Genomic DNA, 20,079 nt, shown 5'->3' on the forward strand with positions numbered 1-20,079 from the left:
TTTGCAGTTGCCAGACCGCAAGATGTTTTAACAAATCAAAAGGGGTTTTAATAACTGGCTTAAAGCTGAAAGCTTTCCGGAACCCCCAGCCTAGCTGGGGGTTTTCCATAGACAAAAAAAGCCCGAACATCCGTTCGGGCTTGTCAATTTATACGCTGGAAAGCAAAGGTTAACGCAATGGCCCAACGACAAAATGAATATGTGACAATAAAGGCATATAACAGGCGTAGAATATCGTAACCGAATGATATTGTATAATTTTTATTTCGTATAATACCCCTAAAAGCATTCGTATAAATTATATCTATTTCACTGCGAATTATTTCATTAATTATTGAATTAAACGGTAACATCTCTTTTTAGGTCTTTCCTGACAAGGCAGAAATAACGTTTTAACGTCAACTCGCTGATTATTTACGGGGAATGCGCTTAATATTACGCCGTCCTCCCCTGTTGGTAGTCCCCCCAGAGTATCGTGGAGCAGCACCTAAAATGTGACGTATGTCATTGTACATAAAGTGCCTTTAGGGAGTAGAATTTCAGTGGATACTTAAACAGGAGGTTTTATGAACAGAACGATTCTTGTACCCATCGATATTTCAGATTCAGAATTAACTCAACGCGTGATTTCACATGTTGAAGCCGAAGCAAAGATTGACGACGCTAAAGTGCACTTTTTGACTGTAATCCCGTCTTTGCCCTATTACGCTTCACTGGGACTGGCTTATTCAGCAGAGCTCCCCGCAATGGACGATTTGAAAGCCGAAGCCAAATCTCAACTGGAAGCGATTATCAAGAAATTCAACCTTCCCGCGGACCGCGTGCAGGCGCACGTGGCAGAAGGCTCTCCTAAAGATAAGATTCTGGAAATGGCAAAAAAATTACCGGCCGATATGGTGATTATCGCCTCGCATCGTCCGGATATTACTACCTATCTGTTGGGTTCCAACGCCGCAGCCGTTGTGCGTCATGCGGAATGCTCCGTACTGGTGGTGCGCTAAATACCCGAGCCCGCATAAGAGAGTGCGGGCTCAAATCAACCATCATCATCGCCTAGTGACTGACGCTTTTTGAAAACAGATTGATTACGATTACACCGCAGATGATAAGCAACATGCCAATAATAGCCGGCACATCCAATTTTTGGCCAAGAAACAGCCATCCTATCAATCCAATAAGAACAATCCCTACCCCAGACCAAATGGCATAAATGATACCCGCAGGGATGGTTCGCATAGGGATGGTAAGGCACCAGAACGCGATACAATATCCGATGATGGTAACGAGGCTCGGTACCAGACGCGTAAAACTATCCGATAATTTTAATGAGATCGTGGCGATAACTTCTACCACGATGGCGATAAATAGAAAGATTACAGCTTCTTTAGTCATACATCTCTTCGTTCCGATATTTTTCTGGTCGTGGTGACATCTTAATTAATACGGATGACAGAATAAAGACGCTTTTGACCCGTTGCGTATCTCGCCATAACCTACTTCAAGTTGCATGTGCTGCAGCTGCGTTCCCTTACCCCAGTCACTTACTTGAGTAAGCTCCTGGGGATTCGCTCGCTTGCCGCCTTCCTGCAACTCGAATTAATTAAAGTATAAAAGCAACCTTTCATACACGAGAGATAACAACAATAAACCTGTTCAGGATTTATGATTACTTAGAAGCGTTTGCCTGCCCCGTATTTTCTGCTTTACCATATGTCCTGTCAATTATACCAACAGGGTCCACTGGTGTGTTTTTTGGCATAACCCAGCCACTTTCACTGACACTACCTCGTGTAAGATATTTGACTTTTACCCTAACGATAATAAGATAATGTTCCCTGCTGAACCTGTCGGCAACACTAAGATCGGTGGTATATTCAGGTACGATTCTTCCACTTCGAACCTGCTCTTTGGCTATTTCAGCAGAGACAGGCAATACCTCTACATCGCCCCCTCAATACCGCCTGCTGTTTTAAAACTAACAATATTTTCAGCCTGCGGACCTATTGTACCTCGGCATAATACAACTTCAGTCTCCCCTGCTACAGCATCCCCACTCTGGTATTTCTTATAAATACTTTGTACATTTTCTTCTGATGTAGGGTATAAATTTTCTGACAGAGAGGCCAGTATATCTTCCAGTAAGGGGGAATCATCCGTAATATCCAGAAGCTCTTCATCATAACCCGTGTCTCCTTCTCTTAACTCTGAATAAGGCTTATCAATATGGCGAATAAGCCCCCCACCTTTCAGCCCTGACGCCTGATAAAATCTTCCATCAGAAGATCGGTAAAATGTTATGGCTGAATTTTTTCCGCTATCCGAATAGGTTGCCTGATACGTTTCTGAACCGGGTTCTTTAGTTAAAACGAGCTCTCTGTCGCCATATTTTATCGTATTAGGCGCTTCCGATGACAGCGGTGGATATGAGGCTTGTTTTCTGTAGCGTCCCCCTGCCATAGATGTAACGTGTTCAAATAGGCCATCTAACACCTTACCTGCCAGGTTAGGCTCCGTAGTTGGGGCAGGATGATCCTCCGGGAGAGCCCTTTCATATCTCTGTAATTCTTTAACAGGTAAAAAATCATTCTCACCCTCTGAATTACCATTTTTTATCCTATAATCACCAGATGTTACTGCTAATCTTGATGATAATAACAAACCAGTTACTGCAATGTTTTTAATACTCCTGTCCATTTTATGAATGGTTACTGGCTGAAGATGATTGCGGCTATGAGAAGATAAGAAAATTTGCTTTTGAATTTCCTTTCCCTCAAATATAATTTGCTCAGTGCTTTTAGGTGGAACAGTTACGCTATCTACATTAAATAGCTCATGTTCACCACTCATCGTTACCTGAGAAAAACACGACGATGTATGTGCAATTGCAGCGGGATCAATCTCTTTATAAATAACATTGGCGTAAACGTTTGCAACTTCACCGCTTGCATTTAAATGATCGTGCAAAATATGTTTTAGAAATAGATCTAACAACATTTTTTTTGATGTGATTCCATTTACACAGTTGTGAAAGTCAGGGGGAATTGGATAGCCGTTTTGATCAAATGGAAGCGATAAACATCCTCGCCCCCCATCAATATTTTCGTAACTGTAATTTAGAGATATCTTTACCTCGCATTTATTGGTATCTACATCGTCATTGATACTGCGCTCTACTTTATAATTAACCAGCCTACGGAAGGTTGCGCTATTTGAATAATAAAAATCCAATGTTGATTGGATTTCTTCACATATAATTTCATGTGTTGGCTCAAAGAAGAATTCATAAATATTTAAGCTGTTCTTTTCTTCATCTTTGGCCATCTCATCCAGCTTAATATATTCTTCTGGTAAATTAGATATTTGCTCATGAAAGATATCGTCCTGATAAAGTCCATCCAACATTGAAAGGTACGGTATGGTATCCCAACTTCTGATAGCTTGTATCTGTACCGTCTGCTGTGATTCTCTGGTTGATATATCACTTACTGTTATACGCATTACATTCTCCAGCCAGAATTATGGTATACATCATAAGGTGTAGATATCAGGTAGCAATTCTCATCGCAAATAATTTGTCTGAACTGTACATATGATACAGGCTATTTTTAATTCAATATGACCACCAGAATAGGCAAGAAAATTTTAAATAGTATACGGTAAAATGATCTTACCCAACGATAATTAAACACACTGCACTATCTTATTAGATAATAAAATACTGATACGTTATTTTATATCACCAATAAAAGAGCAAAAAGGGTGTGCCGAATATCATTTTACACCTGTCCCGGTTCACCCCACGGAACCACTTGAAACGTACCATCATCAGGACGCTGCAGCGCCTGAATTTCAGTTGAGCCCGTCACTTCTTAACGGGCCTAGCTACATGATGTATACAGTTGACAATATCCGAAGGTACTATCTCTATTAAAACGTGCTGGCATTCGTCGCCGTAATCCGTACCATACGCGACATACTTTTGCCTGCTGGCTGTTGACGGCAGGAGCGAACCCGGCATTTATCGCCAGCCAAATGGGGCATGAAACTGCGCATATGGTGTATGAAATTTACGGTATGTAGATTGATGACATGAACGACGAACAAGTAGCGATGTTGAATGCGCGGTTATCGTAGTTGCAAAGTTTGCCCCCAATTTGCCCCATTTAGTACCAGAGAACTGAAATAATGCAAGAAATTCAAAAGAATACAAAGAAAGAACAATACAACCTCAACAAGTTGCAAAAGCGCCTGCGCCGTAACGTTGGCGAAGCGATTGCCGATTTTAATATGATTGAAGAAGGCGATCGCATTATGGTTTGCCTTTCTGGCGGCAAAGATAGCTATACGATGCTGGAAATTTTACGTAATTTGCAGCAAAGCGCCCCGATCAATTTTTCACTGGTCGCCGTCAACCTCGATCAAAAGCAGCCAGGTTTTCCGGAGCATATCCTGCCAGCCTACCTTGAGCAGCTGGGCGTAGAATATAAAATCGTCGAAGAAAACACCTACGGCATTGTGAAAGAGAAGATTCCGGAAGGAAAAACCACCTGCTCGCTGTGCTCGCGTTTGCGTCGGGGTATCCTGTATCGTACTGCGACTGAACTGGGCGCGACCAAAATCGCCCTGGGCCACCATCGCGACGATATTCTGCAAACCCTGTTTCTGAATATGTTCTATGGCGGAAAAATGAAAGGGATGCCGCCGAAGCTGATGAGCGATGACGGCAAACATATCGTGATCCGCCCGCTGGCTTACTGCCGCGAGAAAGATATTGTCCGTTTTGCTGAGGCCAAAGCCTTTCCTATCATTCCTTGTAATCTGTGCGGTTCGCAACCCAACCTGCAACGCCAGGTGATTGCCGACATGCTACGCGACTGGGATAAGCGCTATCCTGGACGGATCGAGACGATGTTTAGCGCCATGCAGAATGTCGTGCCGTCTCACCTTTGTGACACAAACCTGTTCGATTTCAAAGGGATAACTCACGGTTCCGAGGTCATCGACGGCGGTGATTTAGCGTTCGATCGTGAAGAGATTCCATTGCAGCCCGCTGGCTGGCAGCCGGAAGAAGATGACACCGCCTTAGAGGCGTTGCGGCTTGATGTTATCGAAGTGAAATAATCTGCAGGCGTCTCAGCACTCCGCTGAGACGCCATACTATCGATCATTTTAATAGCCGTACCCGGCATGACTTGCCTTTGATCTTCCCGTTTTGCAACTGCTTCCAGGCTTTTTGCGCTACTGCTTGACGTACGGCGACGTAAACGTGCATGGGATGCACGTTAATTTTGCCAATATCCGCCCCGTCCAATCCAATATCGCCGGTCAGCGCGCCTAAAATATCTCCCGGACGCATTTTCGCTTTTTTGCCGCCGTCAATGCATAGGGTAGCCATCTCTGCGGCCAGAGGGAGTAACGGCTGCCGGGCGGGCGCATTCAGCCAGTTCAGCTTGAGTTGCAGCATTTCTGAAAGAATATTCGCCCGCTGCGCCTCTTCCGGCGCACAGAAACTGATCGCCAGGCCGCTGCTTCCCGCGCGCGCCGTACGGCCAATACGATGGACATGCACCTCCGGGTCCCAGGCCAGCTCATAGTTAACCACCAGTTCGAGCGATTTAATGTCTAACCCTCGCGCGGCAACGTCGGTGGCAACCAGAATGCGCGCGCTGCCATTTGCAAAACGCACCAACGTCTGGTCGCGGTCGCGTTGTTCCAGATCGCCGTGGAGCGCCAACGCGCTTTGTCCTACCGCATTAAGCGCATCACAAACGGCCTGACAATCTTTTTTGGTATTGCAAAACACCACGCAGGACGCTGGCTGATGCTGGCTAAGCAACGTTTGTAGCAGCGAAATTTTTTCATGCGCCGACGTTTCGAAGAACTGCTGTTCGATAGCCGGTAGCGCATCTACCGTATCGATTTCAATACGTATTGGCTGCTGCTGTACACGACCGCTAATCGCCGCAATGGCCTCAGGCCAGGTTGCTGAAAACAACAACGTCTGGCGCGTCGCAGGCGCAAAGCGGATCACCTCATCAATGGCGTCACTGAATCCCATGTCCAGCATTCGGTCTGCTTCATCCATTACCAGAATGTGCAGCGCATCCAGCGATACGGTTTCTTTTTGTAAATGATCCAGCAGGCGCCCCGGCGTCGCGACAATGATATGCGGAGCGTGCTGAAGCGAGTCGCGCTGTGCGCCAAAGGGCTGCCCGCCACACAAGGTCAGAATTTTGGTATTTGGCAGAAAACGGGCCAGGCGACGTAACTCCCCGGCTACCTGATCCGCCAGCTCCCGCGTCGGGCACAGCACTAATGCCTGTGTCTGGAACAGAGTGACATCAATTCGATGCAAGAGCCCAAGACCAAACGCCGCCGTTTTACCGCTACCGGTCCTGGCCTTGCACACGCACATCATTACCCGCCAGAATGACGGGTAATGCTGCGGCCTAGACAGGCGTCATCTCAAGATAGCCCAGCTCAGTAAGGTTATTGAGCTGGGCGGCGGGCAAAACATTCAGGGTTGAAAAAGCGGTCACAATTTACTCTCGCGGTAACGACTCATAGTCAGCAGGCGCGTATCCTCGCAGATCCGGACGTTTGATGCGACATTTTAATCGGTTCTTCGTCCGGCGGCGGGTCGGGCATCGGCTGAGGACGGGGAAGCGGCTCAGGAATGGGAACAGGGTCAGTGGGAATCGGGTCCGACAAGGACGAGTGTAGATATAATAAGGTCAAAAGACAGCTCATATTACCCTCCAGAATGTCATTCAGACTCTTAAAGGGTAGACGCTGATATCCTACAGGCAAAAAAAAGCCGACTAATCTAAGCCGGCGTCGTACGAATCAATTGTGCTATGCAGTAATTCAAAAAAGGAAGCAAGACAATATAGAACGCAACGCCCATCGCTTGACGTTGCATTCACCTGCGAGAGAGATATTGCCCCGAATAGGTAGATGGTTTATTGACTTCGCTCAAATTTCTCGGCGTTTTTTCACCCAAAACGGTCTGAAAAGCGCTTTTGTTACAACCATTTACTGCGATGCAACCATAAAGTAACACCACCGATCAGGACAACTAACAGAATACAAAACAGAGAAAAGCCGAACCGCCATCCGCCGCCAGGAATACCGCCCAGGTTAACGCCAAATAACCCCGTGAAGAAGGTGCTGGGCAGAAAAACCATCGCCATAAGCGACATGGTATAAGTTCTGCGCGCCAGAGACTCCTGCATCACCTGGGCAATTTCATCCGCCATGATGCCAGTACGCGCGATACAAGCGTCAATTTCATCCAGCCCCCTTCCCAGCCTGTCGGCGATATCCTGCATTCTGCGCCGGTGATCGTCGCTCATCCACGGCAGCCGTTCACTCGCAAGCCGGGCATAGACGTCGCGCTGCGGCGCCATATAGCGGCGCATAACAATTAGCTGTTTACGTAGCAACGCGAGGAAACCGCGCGGTGGGATTTGCTGGTCGAGAAGATTATCTTCCAGATCGATAATTTTATCGTGTAGCTCTTCAATAAATTCACTGGCGTGATCGGTTAACGCATCGCATACATCCACTAACCAGCCGCCGCAATCTACGGGCCCGGTGCCCTCCTGCAAATCACTGACCACATCGTCCAGCGCCAGAACCTTTCGCTGACGGGTAGACACAATGAACCGCTCGTCCATATATAAACGCATTGCTACTAATTGATCCGGGCGTTCGTCAGTACTGCCATTAATACAGCGCAGCGTAATGAGCGTCCCTTCCCCCATACGACTTACGCGCGGGCGCGAGCTTTCACCAGCCAGCGCATCACGCACGTTATTGGGGAGTAAAGGCGTTGAAGCCAACCAGCGGGCGCTGTCCGGGTGGGTATAATTAAGATGTAGCCAACAGGGATGCTGACTATCGATCACATCATTATCTTCGAGCGGTTTTACTCCACCACGACCATCCAGTAGCCATGCGAAAACGGCATCCGGCACGTTCACATCCGATCCCTTAATGGCTTCCACAGCGCCTCCACGTTACAACTCTCATGCCGTTAGTCTAGCTTTCGGGAAAGGTTAAGCAATCTCTCATTTTCTCATTGCGCAAAAAGAATGACGGGAACGTGCGAAAAAAGCGCCTTAGCAACAGGCGCTTACCAAACATGTATTATCAGGCCTGGCCGCGCCTGGTGATGGTCGAAAGAGGTGATACATGAGAGCGCGACAGCGCATGTTCACTGTAACCCGGCTGGCTTAAACGAAATTTGTCGGTTTTAGTCTGTAACTCGATCACCTGCGCCTTTAAAACATCCGAAGAAGCAGATAGCGCTTCAACCATTAAGACATTGCTATGGGTTGCGCTTTCCAGATCGCTCAACGCCAGGGTTATCTGGTTAATGCCTTTTTCCTGCTCCCGCGTGGTGGTGGAAATTTCACTCATCAGCACGTTTAATTGCCCGGAGCCGCCAACAATCTCCTGCATATTTTTTTCAGCCTCCTGCACTATGGCGGCCCCCTGCCGCACATTGTCATGCGTAACGTCGATCAGCGCCTTGATATTTTTTGCCGCCTCAGCGCTACGATGCGCCAGATTACGCACTTCCCTGGCCACCACGGAGAAACCTTTTCCATGATCGCCCGCCCGCGCAGCCTCTACCGCCGCGTTAAGCGCCAGAATATTAGTCTGGAATGCGATACCGTCAATCAATGAAATAATCTCCGTCATCTGCGAGGCACAGTCGGTAATAGAACGCATATTTTCTGTAACCCGCACCATTAACTCACCGCCTTTACGGGCGCATTGGGTTGCACAATCCGCCTGTATGCTCGCCATTCGGGTATTATCCGCATTGTTTTTGGTACTCGCCGCCATTTCATCCATACTGGCGGCAGTTTGAATTAACGAGGCCGACTGCTGTTCCGTCTTTACGGATAGCGACAGACTGCGCGCCGCCAGTTGTTCGGAAAGGGTCATTGCCGTTTGCGAAGAGGATCTGATTTCACGTACCAGCGCGGAAATATTCTCCGACAGGCTATTAATCCCGGGGATGAGTCGCCCGGCGCAATTATTGCCAAATTCGGAGATATGAATAGACAAGTTTCCTGCTGCGACCTCTTCAATACTTTTCTTCGCGGTATTAATTGGCACTACCAGATAGCAGGTCATATACCACCAAAGCAGTAATGCCGAGATCAGATAAATGATATTACACGTAATTAAAATAGGGAGATCGTGCAGAAAGGTTATTTGTAAAGTATCCACTAAAAGAAACGTACATACCATGAATAGAATAATGCATGTCCTGACGCTGATATTTCTCAACATTTTTGACGGCCTACAACCAGGATAGGAGACAGGTTTTATTTTTATAGCATTTCAGATACCTATTGCCATTCGTTTCTTTGACATTCTCCATATTCAATACCAGACCATCGCCATTTCCCTTAGTGCAATAGATAAAATCATCTATATTCGCTATGCCAGGATATTCATCCATCCATATTGACAAGTGATGTACTTATCACCATTTTCTGCTTAATAGTTAAGTCGAAAGCCAGTATATTTTAATAGACGCTTAAATAAGTGAATGACTGTTTCTCCGTGTTATTACTGTGGACAGCGTTATCGCCCGTTCTCTTGCAGAATCCTGAGCGTTTGGATGAGGCGTTATATCAGGCATAAAATCGGGTTCATGCGAGCTTGCGCTGGCGGTCCTGTCCGCCAGCGGCAACGATTTACCGACTACGCTTCGCATGGCGCTCCCAGTTATCCTGTTTAGCCTGCACCGTTTTACGTAAAGCGACATAACATGCCCCGCCGCCGCCATGGTGCGGCAGCGCCGAACAATAAGCCTGTACATCCTCAAACTCTGTCAACCAGCGGGCCACATAGCTTCGGACGATATTGGCATGCGACTTCGCCTCTCGCCCTTTACCATGAATGATCAGGACATTACGCAACCCCTCTTTCTGCGCCTCCAGGATAAAACGAAACAGCATTTTTCGGCACGTTTCGACCGGTTGGCGTAACAAATTGAGGCTGGCCTGCTGAGGGTATTTCCCACTGCGTAACTTGTCGATGACACCCTGCTGCAATCCTTCCCGACGAAATTCCAGCGGTTCATTCAGCGGCAGAATATCCAGAAAGCCCGTCGTCAGGAAATTATCAAGCTGAAGCGTGTCGATACGCTGGGGCGTTTTAAGATTACGCGTTGGCTGCCAGTGTACATCAGTATGGCGTTTCAGCGGCTGGACATCCTCCATGACGTCAAGAAACAGCGCTTTATCGTCAAGGTTCATGGTTCATCCTCCAGCGTTTTTGCGACTGCCGTTATCATAACCGTGCCCTGTTATACCGACAACGGTTTACAGTTATTTCCAATAACAGCGACAATGTCAGGCAATTAACCGTCTCGCCAGGCTCCCTTTTTCTCCGCCAACGATATTACTGTCGCTAAATGTGTTATCCCTGACTATCTTTTAAGGAGTATGGTTGCGGGTATTCCTGGCATGATATCTTGTCTCTTACGTTAGATTAAGACGATGTGAGAGAACGGATGCTGAGATTACTTGAAGAGAAGATAGCCACGCCATTAGGTCCGTTATGGGTGGTTTGCGATGAGCAGTTTCGACTGCGGGCCATTGAGTGGGAACAGTACCGCGATCGTATGGAGCAACTGCTAAATATCCACTACCGTCACGAAGGCTATGAACGCGTTTCTGCGACTAACCCCGGTGGACTCAGCGATAAGCTTGCAGATTATTTTGCAGGCAATCTCGCCGTAATTGATACCTTGGAAACCGCCACGGGGGGCACACCTTTTCAACGGGAAGTATGGCAGGCGTTGCGCGCTATCCCCTGCGGGCAAGTGATGCACTATGGCCAACTGGCGGCGCAACTGGGACGACCGGGCGCCGCACGCGCAGTGGGTGCTGCGAATGGCGCTAACCCCATCAGTATTGTTGTTCCCTGCCATCGCGTCATCGGGCGTAACGGCACTCTGACCGGATACGCAGGCGGCGTGCAGCGAAAAGAGTGGCTATTACGCCATGAAGGCTATCTTTTATTATGAATATACAGGCAAAAAGTGCCTTATCGGTCACACTTTTATGTAAAGTAGCAACAAATAAATTACGTATTTTCAAATAGATATAAGTATTCATCAAACTTATACTTGAATTATTCCTTCTCCGGGATAGCTCAGACTTACGCGCTCACCAAAAAGATGTTAAAATTGACAAATATCAATTACGGCTTGAGCAGACCTATGATCCCGGAAAAGCGAATTATACGGCGCATTCAGTCTGGCGGTTGTGCTATCCATTGCCAGGATTGCAGTATCAGCCAGCTTTGCATCCCGTTCACACTTAACGAGCATGAGCTTGATCAGCTTGATAATATCATCGAGCGCAAAAAGCCCATTCAGAAAGGGCAAACTCTGTTTAAAGCAGGTGATGAACTGAAATCGCTCTATGCTATCCGCTCCGGAACGATTAAGAGCTACACCATTACCGAGCAAGGCGATGAGCAGATTACTGGATTCCATTTAGCAGGCGACCTGGTGGGTTTTGACGCCATTGGCAGCGGTCATCATCCGAGCTTTGCACAGGCGCTGGAAACCTCAATGGTATGTAAAATCCCCTTTGAGACACTGGATGACCTGTCCGGCAAAATGCCTAACCTGCGTCAGCAAATGATGCGTCTGATGAGCGGTGAAATTAAAGGCGATCAGGATATGATCCTGTTATTGTCGAAGAAAAACGCCGAAGAACGTCTGGCTGCGTTTATTTACAACCTGTCCCGCCGCTTTGCGCAGCGTGGTTTTTCACCGCGTGAATTCCGCCTGACGATGACCCGTGGCGATATCGGCAACTATCTTGGCTTAACGGTCGAAACCATTAGCCGTCTGCTGGGGCGTTTCCAGAAAAGCGGTATGCTGGCGGTGAAAGGTAAGTATATTACTATTGAAAACAGCGATGCGCTGGCGGCCCTCGCCGGTCATACCCGCAACGTCGCTTAAACGTCAGCTAAACCATTGATGTTATCTTCTGCCATATCGTTAAATTTTTCTCATTTATTGATCTGGCAGAAGCGCTTCCCCTGTTTCATTCACCATATTTGAGTTACTCTTTAGTTACAAACTGCGATGACAGTTGTAAGGAGACCCTGTATGGCTATGTATCAAAATATGCTGGTGGTCATCGATCCCAATCAGGACGACCAACCCGCATTACGGCGAGCAGTTTATTTGCATCAACGGATTGGCGGCAAAATTAAAGCTTTCCTGCCTATTTACGATTTCTCGTATGAGATGACCACCCTGCTTTCTCCTGACGAACGCACCGCAATGCGTCAGGGCGTAATAAGTCAACGCACAGCCTGGATACGTGAGCAGGCGAAATATTATCTTGAAGCCGGTGTCCCCATTGAAATAAAAGTGGTCTGGCACAATCGTCCCTTTGAGGTCATCATCCAGGAGGTTATCGCCGGCAGTCACGATCTGGTGTTGAAAATGGCGCATCAGCACGATCGACTGGAAGCGGTCATTTTTACCCCTACCGACTGGCATTTGCTGCGTAAATGCCCAAGCCCCGTGTGGATGGTCAAAGATCAGCCGTGGCCAGAGGGCGGCAAAGCCCTGGTCGCCGTGAACCTGGCAAGCGAAGAGCCCTATCACAATGCTCTCAACGAAAAGCTGGTAAAAGAGACCTTACAATTGGCGGAGCAGGTTAATCATACCGAAGTACACCTGGTCGGCGCCTACCCCGTTACGCCAATCAATATCGCCATTGAACTGCCGGAATTTGATCCCAGCGTGTATAACGACGCCATCAGAGGCCAGCATTTACTGGCGATGAAAGCGCTGCGCCAGAAATTCAGCATCGATGAAAAAGTTACGCATGTAGAAAAAGGCTTGCCGGAAGAAGTTATCCCGGATCTTGCCGAACATCTCCAGGCGGGGATCGTTGTGCTTGGCACCGTTGGACGTACCGGACTCTCGGCCGCGTTTTTGGGGAACACGGCCGAACAGGTCATTGACCATCTGCGCTGCGACCTGTTAGTCATTAAGCCTGATGAGTATCAAACACCGGTTGAACTGGACGACGAGGACGATTAATCCCTCTTCCGTCCTGCCGGATGGCGCTGCCATCCGGCCAACACCTCATTCCTGTTACTCATCTCCGCCGAGGAAATAGATCCCCAAAGGAATCGCCAGCAGAATAGTGAACACCAGACTGTAAACGAAAATCATTGCCGACTGAATGGCATACATAGAGCTTGTCCACTCGGACAGTGGAATATGATATTGCTCAATCACACCGCCGATAGTCGCGCGCGTTACCACCGATGCCGCAACGATAAACACTGCCAGCAGGCATAACAGAAATTTTTTCCCCTTCGCCGATTTCAGCTTCATCATGATCATAGTATTGTCCTTTACAGATGACTTTGTTACCTGATAGCAACAATACCATGACAATCACGCGATGTCTGCTCCATAAAACGTAACATTGTATTTACATAAAAAGTAAACCGCTGAGATTAAAGCTGATAGCACTATTTCTTCTTTTTACTTATCGATGATCTACGCGTTTATCCTGGGTAAAATACCTGTTAATCAGGTCATTCTGAGCTGTTATCGTAGGAAGGAGCGGAAAACAATAATGTTCACTGAATTTTTTCTCAAAAACGCATTTAATCTGGCGATACTTTTCAGTTGCGGTATGGCGTTGCTGGTCGTGAGATTTTGGCTCAGCCGTAACGTACAGTGGAAGAAAGGATTCACGTTCCATGCGGCACAGTTTTTTATTTACGCGATTATTATTGGAACCATCGGGAGCATCCTGAATAATGCTATTGAAGATTATAATTTGCGTTTTATCTCTTCCGGGGTCATTGATTTTATCTGCACCTCGCTCATTGCGCTTATTCTGACGATAAAACTTTTCCTGATTATTAACCAATTTGAAAAAGCACAGGTCAATAAAGGTAGAGATGTCACCAGTACCCGTATTCTGGCACGGGTCATAAAAATAACCATTATTGTCGCGATTGTCTTACTGTATGGCGAACATTTTGGCATGAGTCTGTCCGGTCTGCTGACCTTTGGCGGTATCGGCGGTATCGCTGTTGGTATGGCGGGCAAAGATGTCCTGAGCAATTTTTTCTCCGGTATTATGCTCTATTTCGATCGCCCCTTCAGTATCGGAGACTGGATTCGTTCTCCTGACAGAAATATCGAAGGTACGGTCGCCGAAATCGGCTGGCGAATTACACGAATTAACACATTCGACCACCGCCCGTTGTACGTGCCTAATTCCGTCTTTTCATCCATTAGCGTTGAGAATCCGGGACGGATGACCAACCGTCGAATAAAAACGGTTATTGGATTACGTTACGAAGATGCCGACAAAATTGGCCTCATTGTTGACGCTATCAGAAACATGCTGCAGGCGCACAGCGATATCGATCAGAAACAGACGCTGTTGGTCTATTTTAATGAATTCGCCGACTCTTCGCTGAATATTATGGTGTATTGCTTTACCAAAACAACAATATGGCAGGAATGGCTTGCTGTACAGCAGGATGTTTACCTGAAAATTATTGCGATTGTCCAGGAAAACGGCGCTGACTTCGCCTTCCCAAGCCAGACGCTATATATCGATGACCCGGAGGCCGCGCCTGCGATAAAATAAAAGATAGCCGGTGCCCGATAACGCTTATCGGGCACCGAGGCTTCCCTGTCCGGATGACGGGTTGTTAGCGCCTTCCTTACGGTGATCAACGGCTCTTTTCATTCACCGTCATGGTAAATTCAAGCACCTCATTAGTGTCGTTAACGTAGGCATGAGGCATATCGGTTCTGGCTACAGCGGAGCAGCCCTCCCGAATAATAAAGCGTCTACCGTCGACTGTTAATGTCAGTGTTCCCTGATTAACAAACAGTAATTCACAGGTGTCTGCCGGATGCCCTGCCGACTCAAACTGTTCACCAGGATGCATTATCCATTGCCATAGTTCCAGCATATCCGGCCCGCTGGTTCCCGCCATTAGTTTTGCACTGCCGCCTTTCTCGCCGCGCCACAACACCGGAATAGCATCCCGGTTGATAAGATGAACCATCGGCTCGCTGGCGACGTTGACAAAATCCGCCACGGACACTCCCATTGCCGCCGCGATCTTACATAACAGCGCAATGCTTGGATTAGCTTTACAGCCTTCAATTTCCACCAGCATTCCTTTACTGACGCCGGAACGCCGCGCAAGCTCATCCAGCGACATCTTTTTTTGGCTACGAAATTGTTTGATACGTTGGGAAACAGCTTCATTTATTGTGCTGACGTCGGCGCCCGCCGTGGTCGATAAGTTGACTTTTTTGGTCATTGGTCGATATCATAGAATAAAATAGTCATTACAGGATTATGCGATGTCTTCTATGTTACCGTCAATCAGCCCGGAACTGGCCCGTATCGCTCCCGGCTTTCGTGCATTAAGTATTAATGTTATTGCCGCTCCGGTTCGCGATGCGCAGGTCGGAGAAATCGCGTTAAAAGAGGCCTGTCAGGCCGTAATTAACGGACAACCGGCGTGGGCACAGGCGCATATAGACGCCTGGAATGCGGTGTTTAAAGCATTCGGCGCAAAACCAAAGCGCACCCCCTGCTCGGCTGAAGCGCTACGAAAACGCGTGTTGAAGGATGGAACAATGGCGGCGCTGGACCCGGTCGTTGATCTTTATAACGCGGTGAGCCTGCGCTATGCCGTGCCGGTAGGCGGCGAAAATAGCGCGGCTTATTGTGGATCGCCGCGGCTGGTTTTCGCAGACGGTAGTGAAACATTTGATACCCTGAAAGAAGGAAAACCCGTTACCGAGTCGCCAGAACCAGGCGAAGTTATCTGGCGCGATGACAGAGGCGTCACCTGTCGGCGCTGGAACTGGCGTCAGGGAGTACGTACCCGACTAAGCGCTTCAGATAAAATGATGTGGTTTATCCTTGAAAGCTTGCCGGAAATGCCGGTTGATGAATTGTACGCGGCAGAAAACATGCTGACTGACGGCCTTGAAAAAATGATGCCAGGTTTACGTTTTGAATCCACGTTGATAGGTGTTTGATTGATATTGCGTAACAGGAGAAATACCATGTCGCTGTTTCTGACAAGTTTTATTTTCGAAAAAAAAGAGTACGACGAAGAGTTTTATCAACTGGATGGCTGGATTGAGCGCTATACACAGACTATTGATGGCTATATTGGGATGGAAAGCTATACCGATGCCGCCAGCGGAAGAATGGTTAATAATTATTACTGGCAGACCCGCGAATCAATGGAGCTATTGATAAATAATTTACAGCACCAGCAGGCCAAATCACAAAGTCATAAGTGGCTTTCCGGTTACCAGACGATTATTGCAGAAATTCAGGGGTGCCATAACGTTAACCTGCCCCATCCGCTGGCATCATTTTCAGTTCCCTATGCGTGATGCAATAGTATATGTATTAAATGTGGGGGCACACAGGAGAATGCCTGCGCCCCTGCATTGCCAGTTATTCGGTTTTCTGTGCAGGGGCGGCGCTGATATAAGTGATTAATAGACAGGAAGATGAGTGATATCTCGTGGTACACTAACATGCGTAACCACATTGTTTTCATCGCACTCAATCAACGCTCTGGCAAAAATACTGAGCTCATTAATTTTCAGCCCGGAATTATCCAAAAACTGGCGGCAAGCGTAGTCAGAAACAAAAATTATGCCGGGATGAATATCATGTTCCCGAATAAAACGGGCCTGAGCAAATGGCGTATCCATACTCAACACATATACTGCCCGGTTTGAGTGGCTACCCGCTGATTTAAGGCGGTCACTATATTCTTTTACCTGCCATTCACAAACCGGCGTATCCAGTGACGGGACGACAATAATCCGCTTTTTTATCCCCGGGATACAGTAACCCGGTAATAAATTATGGCTCACCAGCCCCTTTGTGCAGGGTAATGGTTCGCCTTCAGCCAGTATACCGGGTTTGAGGGTCAGTTGCGTTTTGCCAAAGGTCACAGCGTGTTCCTGACCCAATGAGATATAATCTTGTGTTGTTGTTGGCGTCATAAAAACTTCTCCTTTTAACATTTGTATTATTTTAGCCATAATAATTATTTAGCAATCCGCTAAAAAACCAGGTGAACATCCATAATAAGATGATGGTGATAAAAAGAATTATATTAGCCATAATGATTAATATAGTTTTATAGTCTTCCTCTGATGGAAATTTCTTTCCTGAACAAATCCCCTGCATATTCAAAAGATATGTCAATACGTTCGTTACTATGTCCACGATAGGTTATAACTTGTGTATATTTACCTGGCACATTTTCTTTCTTAATAGGGCCATAATCCCATAAGCCTTTTGAATTTTCATACTTTACAGTCTTATCAATGAGAACTTCATTTACAGGATTTCCGTCGATATCCTTAACAATAGTTGTGATGGTGGCACTTTCACCCGGCGATAATACAGGTTTATCTATACTCATAACTGTTAAATCTGGGCTTGGCGTATTAGATATAGTTTCTGTTTCAATATACTGAAATTCAGATACCGATGGCACAGGCGTGTACCCTGACGCTGAAGCCATATCCGTTTCATTATAAATTTCTAGTTTAATCTTTGAACCCCGATGTTCCTTTTGGATATTAAATTTATGCTCACATGGCTTTTCACGTTTAAGTATATGCTGAGAATTATCTTTATTGATCTGATAATACGTACATACTGTAGTAAACGTTTCCGCAGACTGATAGTTATTATCCGGATCGCTGATGCCTAGATATCTATCATCCCTCGCAATAGTCATTCCCGGAAAAGGTGTATACTTTTCAATAGAAAAGTCAAGTCCATTAAACTTCAATTCGTAGGTATCACGAGGTGTTCCTGGTCTGTGCCCAACGCTCGGCGCCGTAGGAGGAGAAAACATCCCGACGGTTGCCGCGGAAGTTGTCGACGAATCCGCCAAGACGCTTATCGGCACAGCCGCCAGAAGCAGGCTATAGATAATAAGATTATGTTTCGACATACGCACTGTTGATCCTTTTTAAAACATTAATTCGCATCAGAGGTTGCGGTATTACCCTTAGCATTTCCCTTATCAGAAATAATTCTGACGCGGATATATTTATTCTGAAGCGATTCCCCATTAAGACTATAAGGAAGAAGCCAGGTGGCCTTTGTCGCCCCCGGTACGGATTGCCAGGATTTCATTTCATCCGAGATTTCCCACTGATAATTAAACGCATCAGTACAGTCCGTGTTATTTACACAAAGCGTTCTGGCTCGCATTTCTGTTCCGACGACTGGCGCAGTAACGCTTCCGTTGGCTTCTTCAGTACCCTGCGTAAAAAGCACCTCCACAGAAGTGACCTTCTGCGCAATACTGTCTGACTGCGCTTGTAGTAGTACGGTACCCTTCACCGGATGTTTATCGTCTGGTCCGCTTGCTTCAATATGTAATTTGAGCGAGCGGGCATCATCGCCGATATGGGTCACCAGAACCCGTTCAACCCAATGGCCGTCACGCTCTGTACCACCGAGCGCTTTAAATGCCAGACCCGGCGTATCTGATTGATACTTAATATGACGTGGTTTGAGCGACGCCCACTCCTCTTCAGAACGCTCGCGCACGTAGTGCCACTCAATAACCTTCCCCTCTTCTCCGGCAGGAAGCGGCGTACTGATAACAAAGTTGCCGTCCTCAACCTGAACATCGTCATTGATAACATTTATCCAGGAACGGAAACTGGTCTCATCCTGTGTCACCCTTACCGGGATACGCTCGGAGGTCACGCGAGTACCCCGGCTGTCAGTCACCGTTAAATAAAGGCTATACTCCTGACCGTCGGTCGCCGTCAGCGGAAGTTGAGGAAGGATAAGGCCGCTGCCCAAACTCCCCTGAAGCTGAAGTCCGGCGAGAAGTTCCGCATCACCCGACCACTCAACTTTCTCAATCGGGTAACGGCTATCTACCGTCGCCATTAATATCACCAGCGTCCCGGACAGGCCTGACACCGGCATTGCCATAATGCGGATTTTACTGGCCTGCTCCCGATACGCCATGACGATATCGTAATTACGATCGACAAAGGCACGCCGATTAGTCGTATTCGACGGCGCCCCAACGTTGCGGTAATCAAGCTGTTCATGTAACGGCGTACCGAAGGAATAGTTGACTCTCAGACCGCCCTCTGCCTGCGATCCGCCGTTACCGGCGTCCCGATATCCTGCTCTGACCTCAAGCAAGGGGACAGGATTCCAGACCAGAGCCGCACCTGCGGCGCGGGGATTCCGGCTTAATGTACCGTTACCCAATAGATCAACTTTATCCCCGTAATACTGTTCATATGTCAGCTCGCCACTGAACCAGGGAAAATCGGGAAGCGTGCCTTTTGTTCGCAGATCAAAGCCATATGCCGGACGCTCATCATGTAATTCATGAACTACTGACGTTTTCCAGCCGGTGAGAGGGAAATAATAGTTGCCGGAAAAGGCCAGACTGTCTTTATAGACTTCCCCGCCAATGCCGCCACGCAAGTGGGAATAACGGATGTCGGCATCCAGAAACGTATTGACGCCGAGCAGCCATCCATTGACCTCCTGGCGATAACCCACACCAACGTTAACATAGGTGCGGCCATCGAAACTGCTGCTGTCGTGGTCGCGAAAGCCAAGCTGGCCAAAGAGTAAAGACGATGTTGTTTCCTGGACGGGAATAAACATATCGAACTCTGATGAGCGATATTTCGCGCCATCTTCAAGATTGACGCCACCACGGAAAATAATCTCCGGAAAAGCGCTCTTCATCCCCTCGTTCACCAGATGATTAGCGGCTTGCCCTGGTAATGCCTTTATTTTTCCTTTGGCATAATCCTCCAGCGTCCCCTCCTGCAGATGCGGAGAAATAGACGATGCCGTCCCTGCAATCCATGACTGAATTTCATTATCGCTATCAGCGATGACCGGCAGTGGAATCTGACTGGTAACAATGGCCCAGGTTATATATTTAGTAATGGGTTTTTTAGAAAAAACCACTTTATTGTCTCCTGCT

General features: G+C 47.4%; 17 protein-coding genes and 3 pseudogenes. 9 read left to right on the plus strand and 11 right to left on the minus strand.

Annotated elements, in window-relative coordinates; all coding sequences use genetic code 11:
• Positions 1-566 precede the first annotated feature (566 nt).
• Positions 567-1,001, plus strand: coding sequence for a universal stress protein UspF (gene uspF / locus AAYN39_RS06580; RefSeq protein ID WP_001082296.1), 435 nt, complete (start codon positions 567-569; stop codon positions 999-1,001).
• 52 nt (positions 1,002-1,053) lie between these two features.
• Here the strand turns inward: uspF and AAYN39_RS06585 are convergent, their stop codons facing one another.
• Complete coding sequence (locus AAYN39_RS06585) at positions 1,054-1,392, minus strand: SMR family transporter (protein WP_000159242.1); 339 nt, start codon at positions 1,390-1,392, stop codon at positions 1,054-1,056.
• A 274-nt stretch (positions 1,393-1,666) separates the two neighbouring features.
• Positions 1,667-3,498: pseudogene (locus AAYN39_RS06590) on the minus strand (DUF4765 family protein).
• A gap of 429 nt (positions 3,499-3,927) precedes the next feature.
• Here AAYN39_RS06590 and AAYN39_RS06595 point away from each other — a divergent pair.
• A pseudogene (locus AAYN39_RS06595) lies at positions 3,928-4,080 on the plus strand (tyrosine-type recombinase/integrase); the annotation flags it as partial.
• A 105-nt stretch (positions 4,081-4,185) separates the two neighbouring features.
• Positions 4,186-5,121, plus strand: a complete 936-nt coding sequence (gene ttcA / locus AAYN39_RS06600; protein ID WP_001156215.1) for a tRNA 2-thiocytidine(32) synthetase TtcA — start codon at positions 4,186-4,188, stop codon at positions 5,119-5,121.
• Between the two features lie 43 nt (positions 5,122-5,164).
• On the opposite strand, the pseudogene dbpA reads toward ttcA, so the two are convergent.
• The 4 genes and pseudogenes from dbpA to smrA form a co-directional block, all read right to left on the minus strand.
• Positions 5,165-6,539 (minus strand): annotated as a pseudogene (dbpA, locus tag AAYN39_RS06605) (ATP-dependent RNA helicase DbpA).
• A gap of 486 nt (positions 6,540-7,025) precedes the next feature.
• A complete protein-coding gene (zntB, locus tag AAYN39_RS06610) occupies positions 7,026-8,009 on the minus strand; it encodes a zinc transporter ZntB (RefSeq protein WP_000387372.1) in 984 nt (327 codons plus the stop codon).
• A gap of 145 nt (positions 8,010-8,154) precedes the next feature.
• Complete coding sequence (locus AAYN39_RS06615) at positions 8,155-9,309, minus strand: methyl-accepting chemotaxis protein (protein ID WP_000945629.1); 1,155 nt, start codon at positions 9,307-9,309, stop codon at positions 8,155-8,157.
• Positions 9,310-9,719: 410 nt separating this feature from the next.
• Positions 9,720-10,283, minus strand: coding sequence for a DNA endonuclease SmrA (gene smrA, locus AAYN39_RS06620; RefSeq protein WP_001046807.1), 564 nt, complete (start codon positions 10,281-10,283; stop codon positions 9,720-9,722).
• Positions 10,284-10,540: 257 nt separating this feature from the next.
• On the opposite strand from smrA, the gene ogt reads away from it, so the two are divergent.
• The 3 genes from ogt to uspE all read left to right on the plus strand — a co-directional run bounded on the left by ogt (position 10,541) and on the right by uspE (position 13,102).
• Positions 10,541-11,056, plus strand: a complete 516-nt coding sequence (gene ogt / locus AAYN39_RS06625; protein ID WP_000945036.1) for a methylated-DNA--[protein]-cysteine S-methyltransferase — start codon at positions 10,541-10,543, stop codon at positions 11,054-11,056.
• Between the two features lie 195 nt (positions 11,057-11,251).
• Positions 11,252-12,004 (plus strand): fumarate/nitrate reduction transcriptional regulator Fnr, encoded by a 753-nt coding sequence (fnr, locus tag AAYN39_RS06630; RefSeq protein ID WP_000611917.1) that lies wholly within the window; start codon positions 11,252-11,254, stop codon positions 12,002-12,004.
• Between the two features lie 150 nt (positions 12,005-12,154).
• A complete protein-coding gene (gene uspE / locus AAYN39_RS06635; protein ID WP_001262143.1) occupies positions 12,155-13,102 on the plus strand; it encodes a universal stress protein UspE in 948 nt (315 codons plus the stop codon).
• A 54-nt stretch (positions 13,103-13,156) separates the two neighbouring features.
• On the opposite strand, the gene AAYN39_RS06640 is transcribed toward uspE, so the two are convergent.
• Positions 13,157-13,411 carry a DUF2534 family protein gene (locus AAYN39_RS06640; protein WP_000605645.1) on the minus strand — a complete coding sequence of 85 codons (255 nt, stop codon included), beginning with the start codon at positions 13,409-13,411 and terminating at the stop codon, positions 13,157-13,159.
• A 238-nt stretch (positions 13,412-13,649) separates the two neighbouring features.
• On the opposite strand from AAYN39_RS06640, the gene AAYN39_RS06645 reads away from it, so the two are divergent.
• Positions 13,650-14,681 (plus strand): mechanosensitive ion channel family protein, encoded by a 1,032-nt coding sequence (locus AAYN39_RS06645; RefSeq protein ID WP_000493669.1) that lies wholly within the window; start codon positions 13,650-13,652, stop codon positions 14,679-14,681.
• 85 nt (positions 14,682-14,766) lie between these two features.
• On the opposite strand, the gene AAYN39_RS06650 is transcribed toward AAYN39_RS06645, so the two are convergent.
• Entirely contained in the window at positions 14,767-15,369 is a 603-nt protein-coding gene (locus AAYN39_RS06650; RefSeq protein WP_000163369.1) for a helix-turn-helix domain-containing protein, read from the minus strand.
• Between the two features lie 43 nt (positions 15,370-15,412).
• On the opposite strand from AAYN39_RS06650, the gene AAYN39_RS06655 reads away from it, so the two are divergent.
• Both AAYN39_RS06655 and AAYN39_RS06660 read left to right on the plus strand, forming a co-directional pair.
• Positions 15,413-16,099 (plus strand): B3/4 domain-containing protein, encoded by a 687-nt coding sequence (locus tag AAYN39_RS06655; protein WP_000097260.1) that lies wholly within the window; start codon positions 15,413-15,415, stop codon positions 16,097-16,099.
• 27 nt (positions 16,100-16,126) lie between these two features.
• Positions 16,127-16,465, plus strand: coding sequence for a hypothetical protein (locus tag AAYN39_RS06660; protein ID WP_000051816.1), 339 nt, complete (start codon positions 16,127-16,129; stop codon positions 16,463-16,465).
• Positions 16,466-16,570: 105 nt separating this feature from the next.
• Here AAYN39_RS06660 and AAYN39_RS06665 read toward each other — a convergent pair whose 3' ends face one another.
• From AAYN39_RS06665 to zirT, 3 genes are all read right to left on the minus strand, one after another.
• Complete coding sequence (locus AAYN39_RS06665; RefSeq protein WP_001062615.1) at positions 16,571-17,128, minus strand: peroxiredoxin; 558 nt, start codon at positions 17,126-17,128, stop codon at positions 16,571-16,573.
• A gap of 98 nt (positions 17,129-17,226) precedes the next feature.
• The gene (gene zirS, locus AAYN39_RS06670; RefSeq protein ID WP_001242932.1) at positions 17,227-18,060 is read right to left on the minus strand and encodes a two-partner-like secretion system exoprotein ZirS; all 834 of its coding nucleotides are present in this window, start codon (positions 18,058-18,060) and stop codon (positions 17,227-17,229) included.
• A gap of 20 nt (positions 18,061-18,080) precedes the next feature.
• On the minus strand, positions 18,081-20,063 hold the full coding sequence (gene zirT / locus AAYN39_RS06675) for a two-partner secretion translocator ZirT (RefSeq protein ID WP_000232041.1): 1,983 nt from the start codon (positions 20,061-20,063) through the stop codon (positions 18,081-18,083).
• Positions 20,064-20,079: the final 16 nt, after the last annotated feature.

Origin of the sequence: Salmonella sp. K21076, from assembly GCF_039650795.1 — a bacterium.
Classification (GTDB): Bacteria; Pseudomonadota; Gammaproteobacteria; order Enterobacterales; family Enterobacteriaceae; genus Salmonella; species Salmonella enterica.

Bases quoted from the DNA above. Each gene is read 5' to 3' on its own strand.
- uspF (WP_001082296.1), top strand. From the start codon at position 567: ATGAACAGAACGATTCTTGTACCCATCGATATTTCAGATTCAGAATTA.
- AAYN39_RS06585 (WP_000159242.1), bottom strand. From the start codon at position 1,392: ATGACTAAAGAAGCTGTAATCTTTCTATTTATCGCCATCGTGGTAGAA.
- ttcA (WP_001156215.1), top strand. From the start codon at position 4,186: ATGCAAGAAATTCAAAAGAATACAAAGAAAGAACAATACAACCTCAAC.
- AAYN39_RS06615 (WP_000945629.1), bottom strand. From the start codon at position 9,309: ATGTTGAGAAATATCAGCGTCAGGACATGCATTATTCTATTCATGGTA.
- smrA (WP_001046807.1), bottom strand. From the start codon at position 10,283: ATGAACCTTGACGATAAAGCGCTGTTTCTTGACGTCATGGAGGATGTC.
- ogt (WP_000945036.1), top strand. From the start codon at position 10,541: ATGCTGAGATTACTTGAAGAGAAGATAGCCACGCCATTAGGTCCGTTA.
- fnr (WP_000611917.1), top strand. From the start codon at position 11,252: ATGATCCCGGAAAAGCGAATTATACGGCGCATTCAGTCTGGCGGTTGT.
- uspE (WP_001262143.1), top strand. From the start codon at position 12,155: ATGGCTATGTATCAAAATATGCTGGTGGTCATCGATCCCAATCAGGAC.
- AAYN39_RS06640 (WP_000605645.1), bottom strand. From the start codon at position 13,411: ATGATCATGATGAAGCTGAAATCGGCGAAGGGGAAAAAATTTCTGTTA.
- AAYN39_RS06645 (WP_000493669.1), top strand. From the start codon at position 13,650: ATGTTCACTGAATTTTTTCTCAAAAACGCATTTAATCTGGCGATACTT.
- AAYN39_RS06650 (WP_000163369.1), bottom strand. From the start codon at position 15,369: ATGACCAAAAAAGTCAACTTATCGACCACGGCGGGCGCCGACGTCAGC.
- AAYN39_RS06655 (WP_000097260.1), top strand. From the start codon at position 15,413: ATGTCTTCTATGTTACCGTCAATCAGCCCGGAACTGGCCCGTATCGCT.
- AAYN39_RS06660 (WP_000051816.1), top strand. From the start codon at position 16,127: ATGTCGCTGTTTCTGACAAGTTTTATTTTCGAAAAAAAAGAGTACGAC.
- AAYN39_RS06665 (WP_001062615.1), bottom strand. From the start codon at position 17,128: ATGGCTAAAATAATACAAATGTTAAAAGGAGAAGTTTTTATGACGCCA.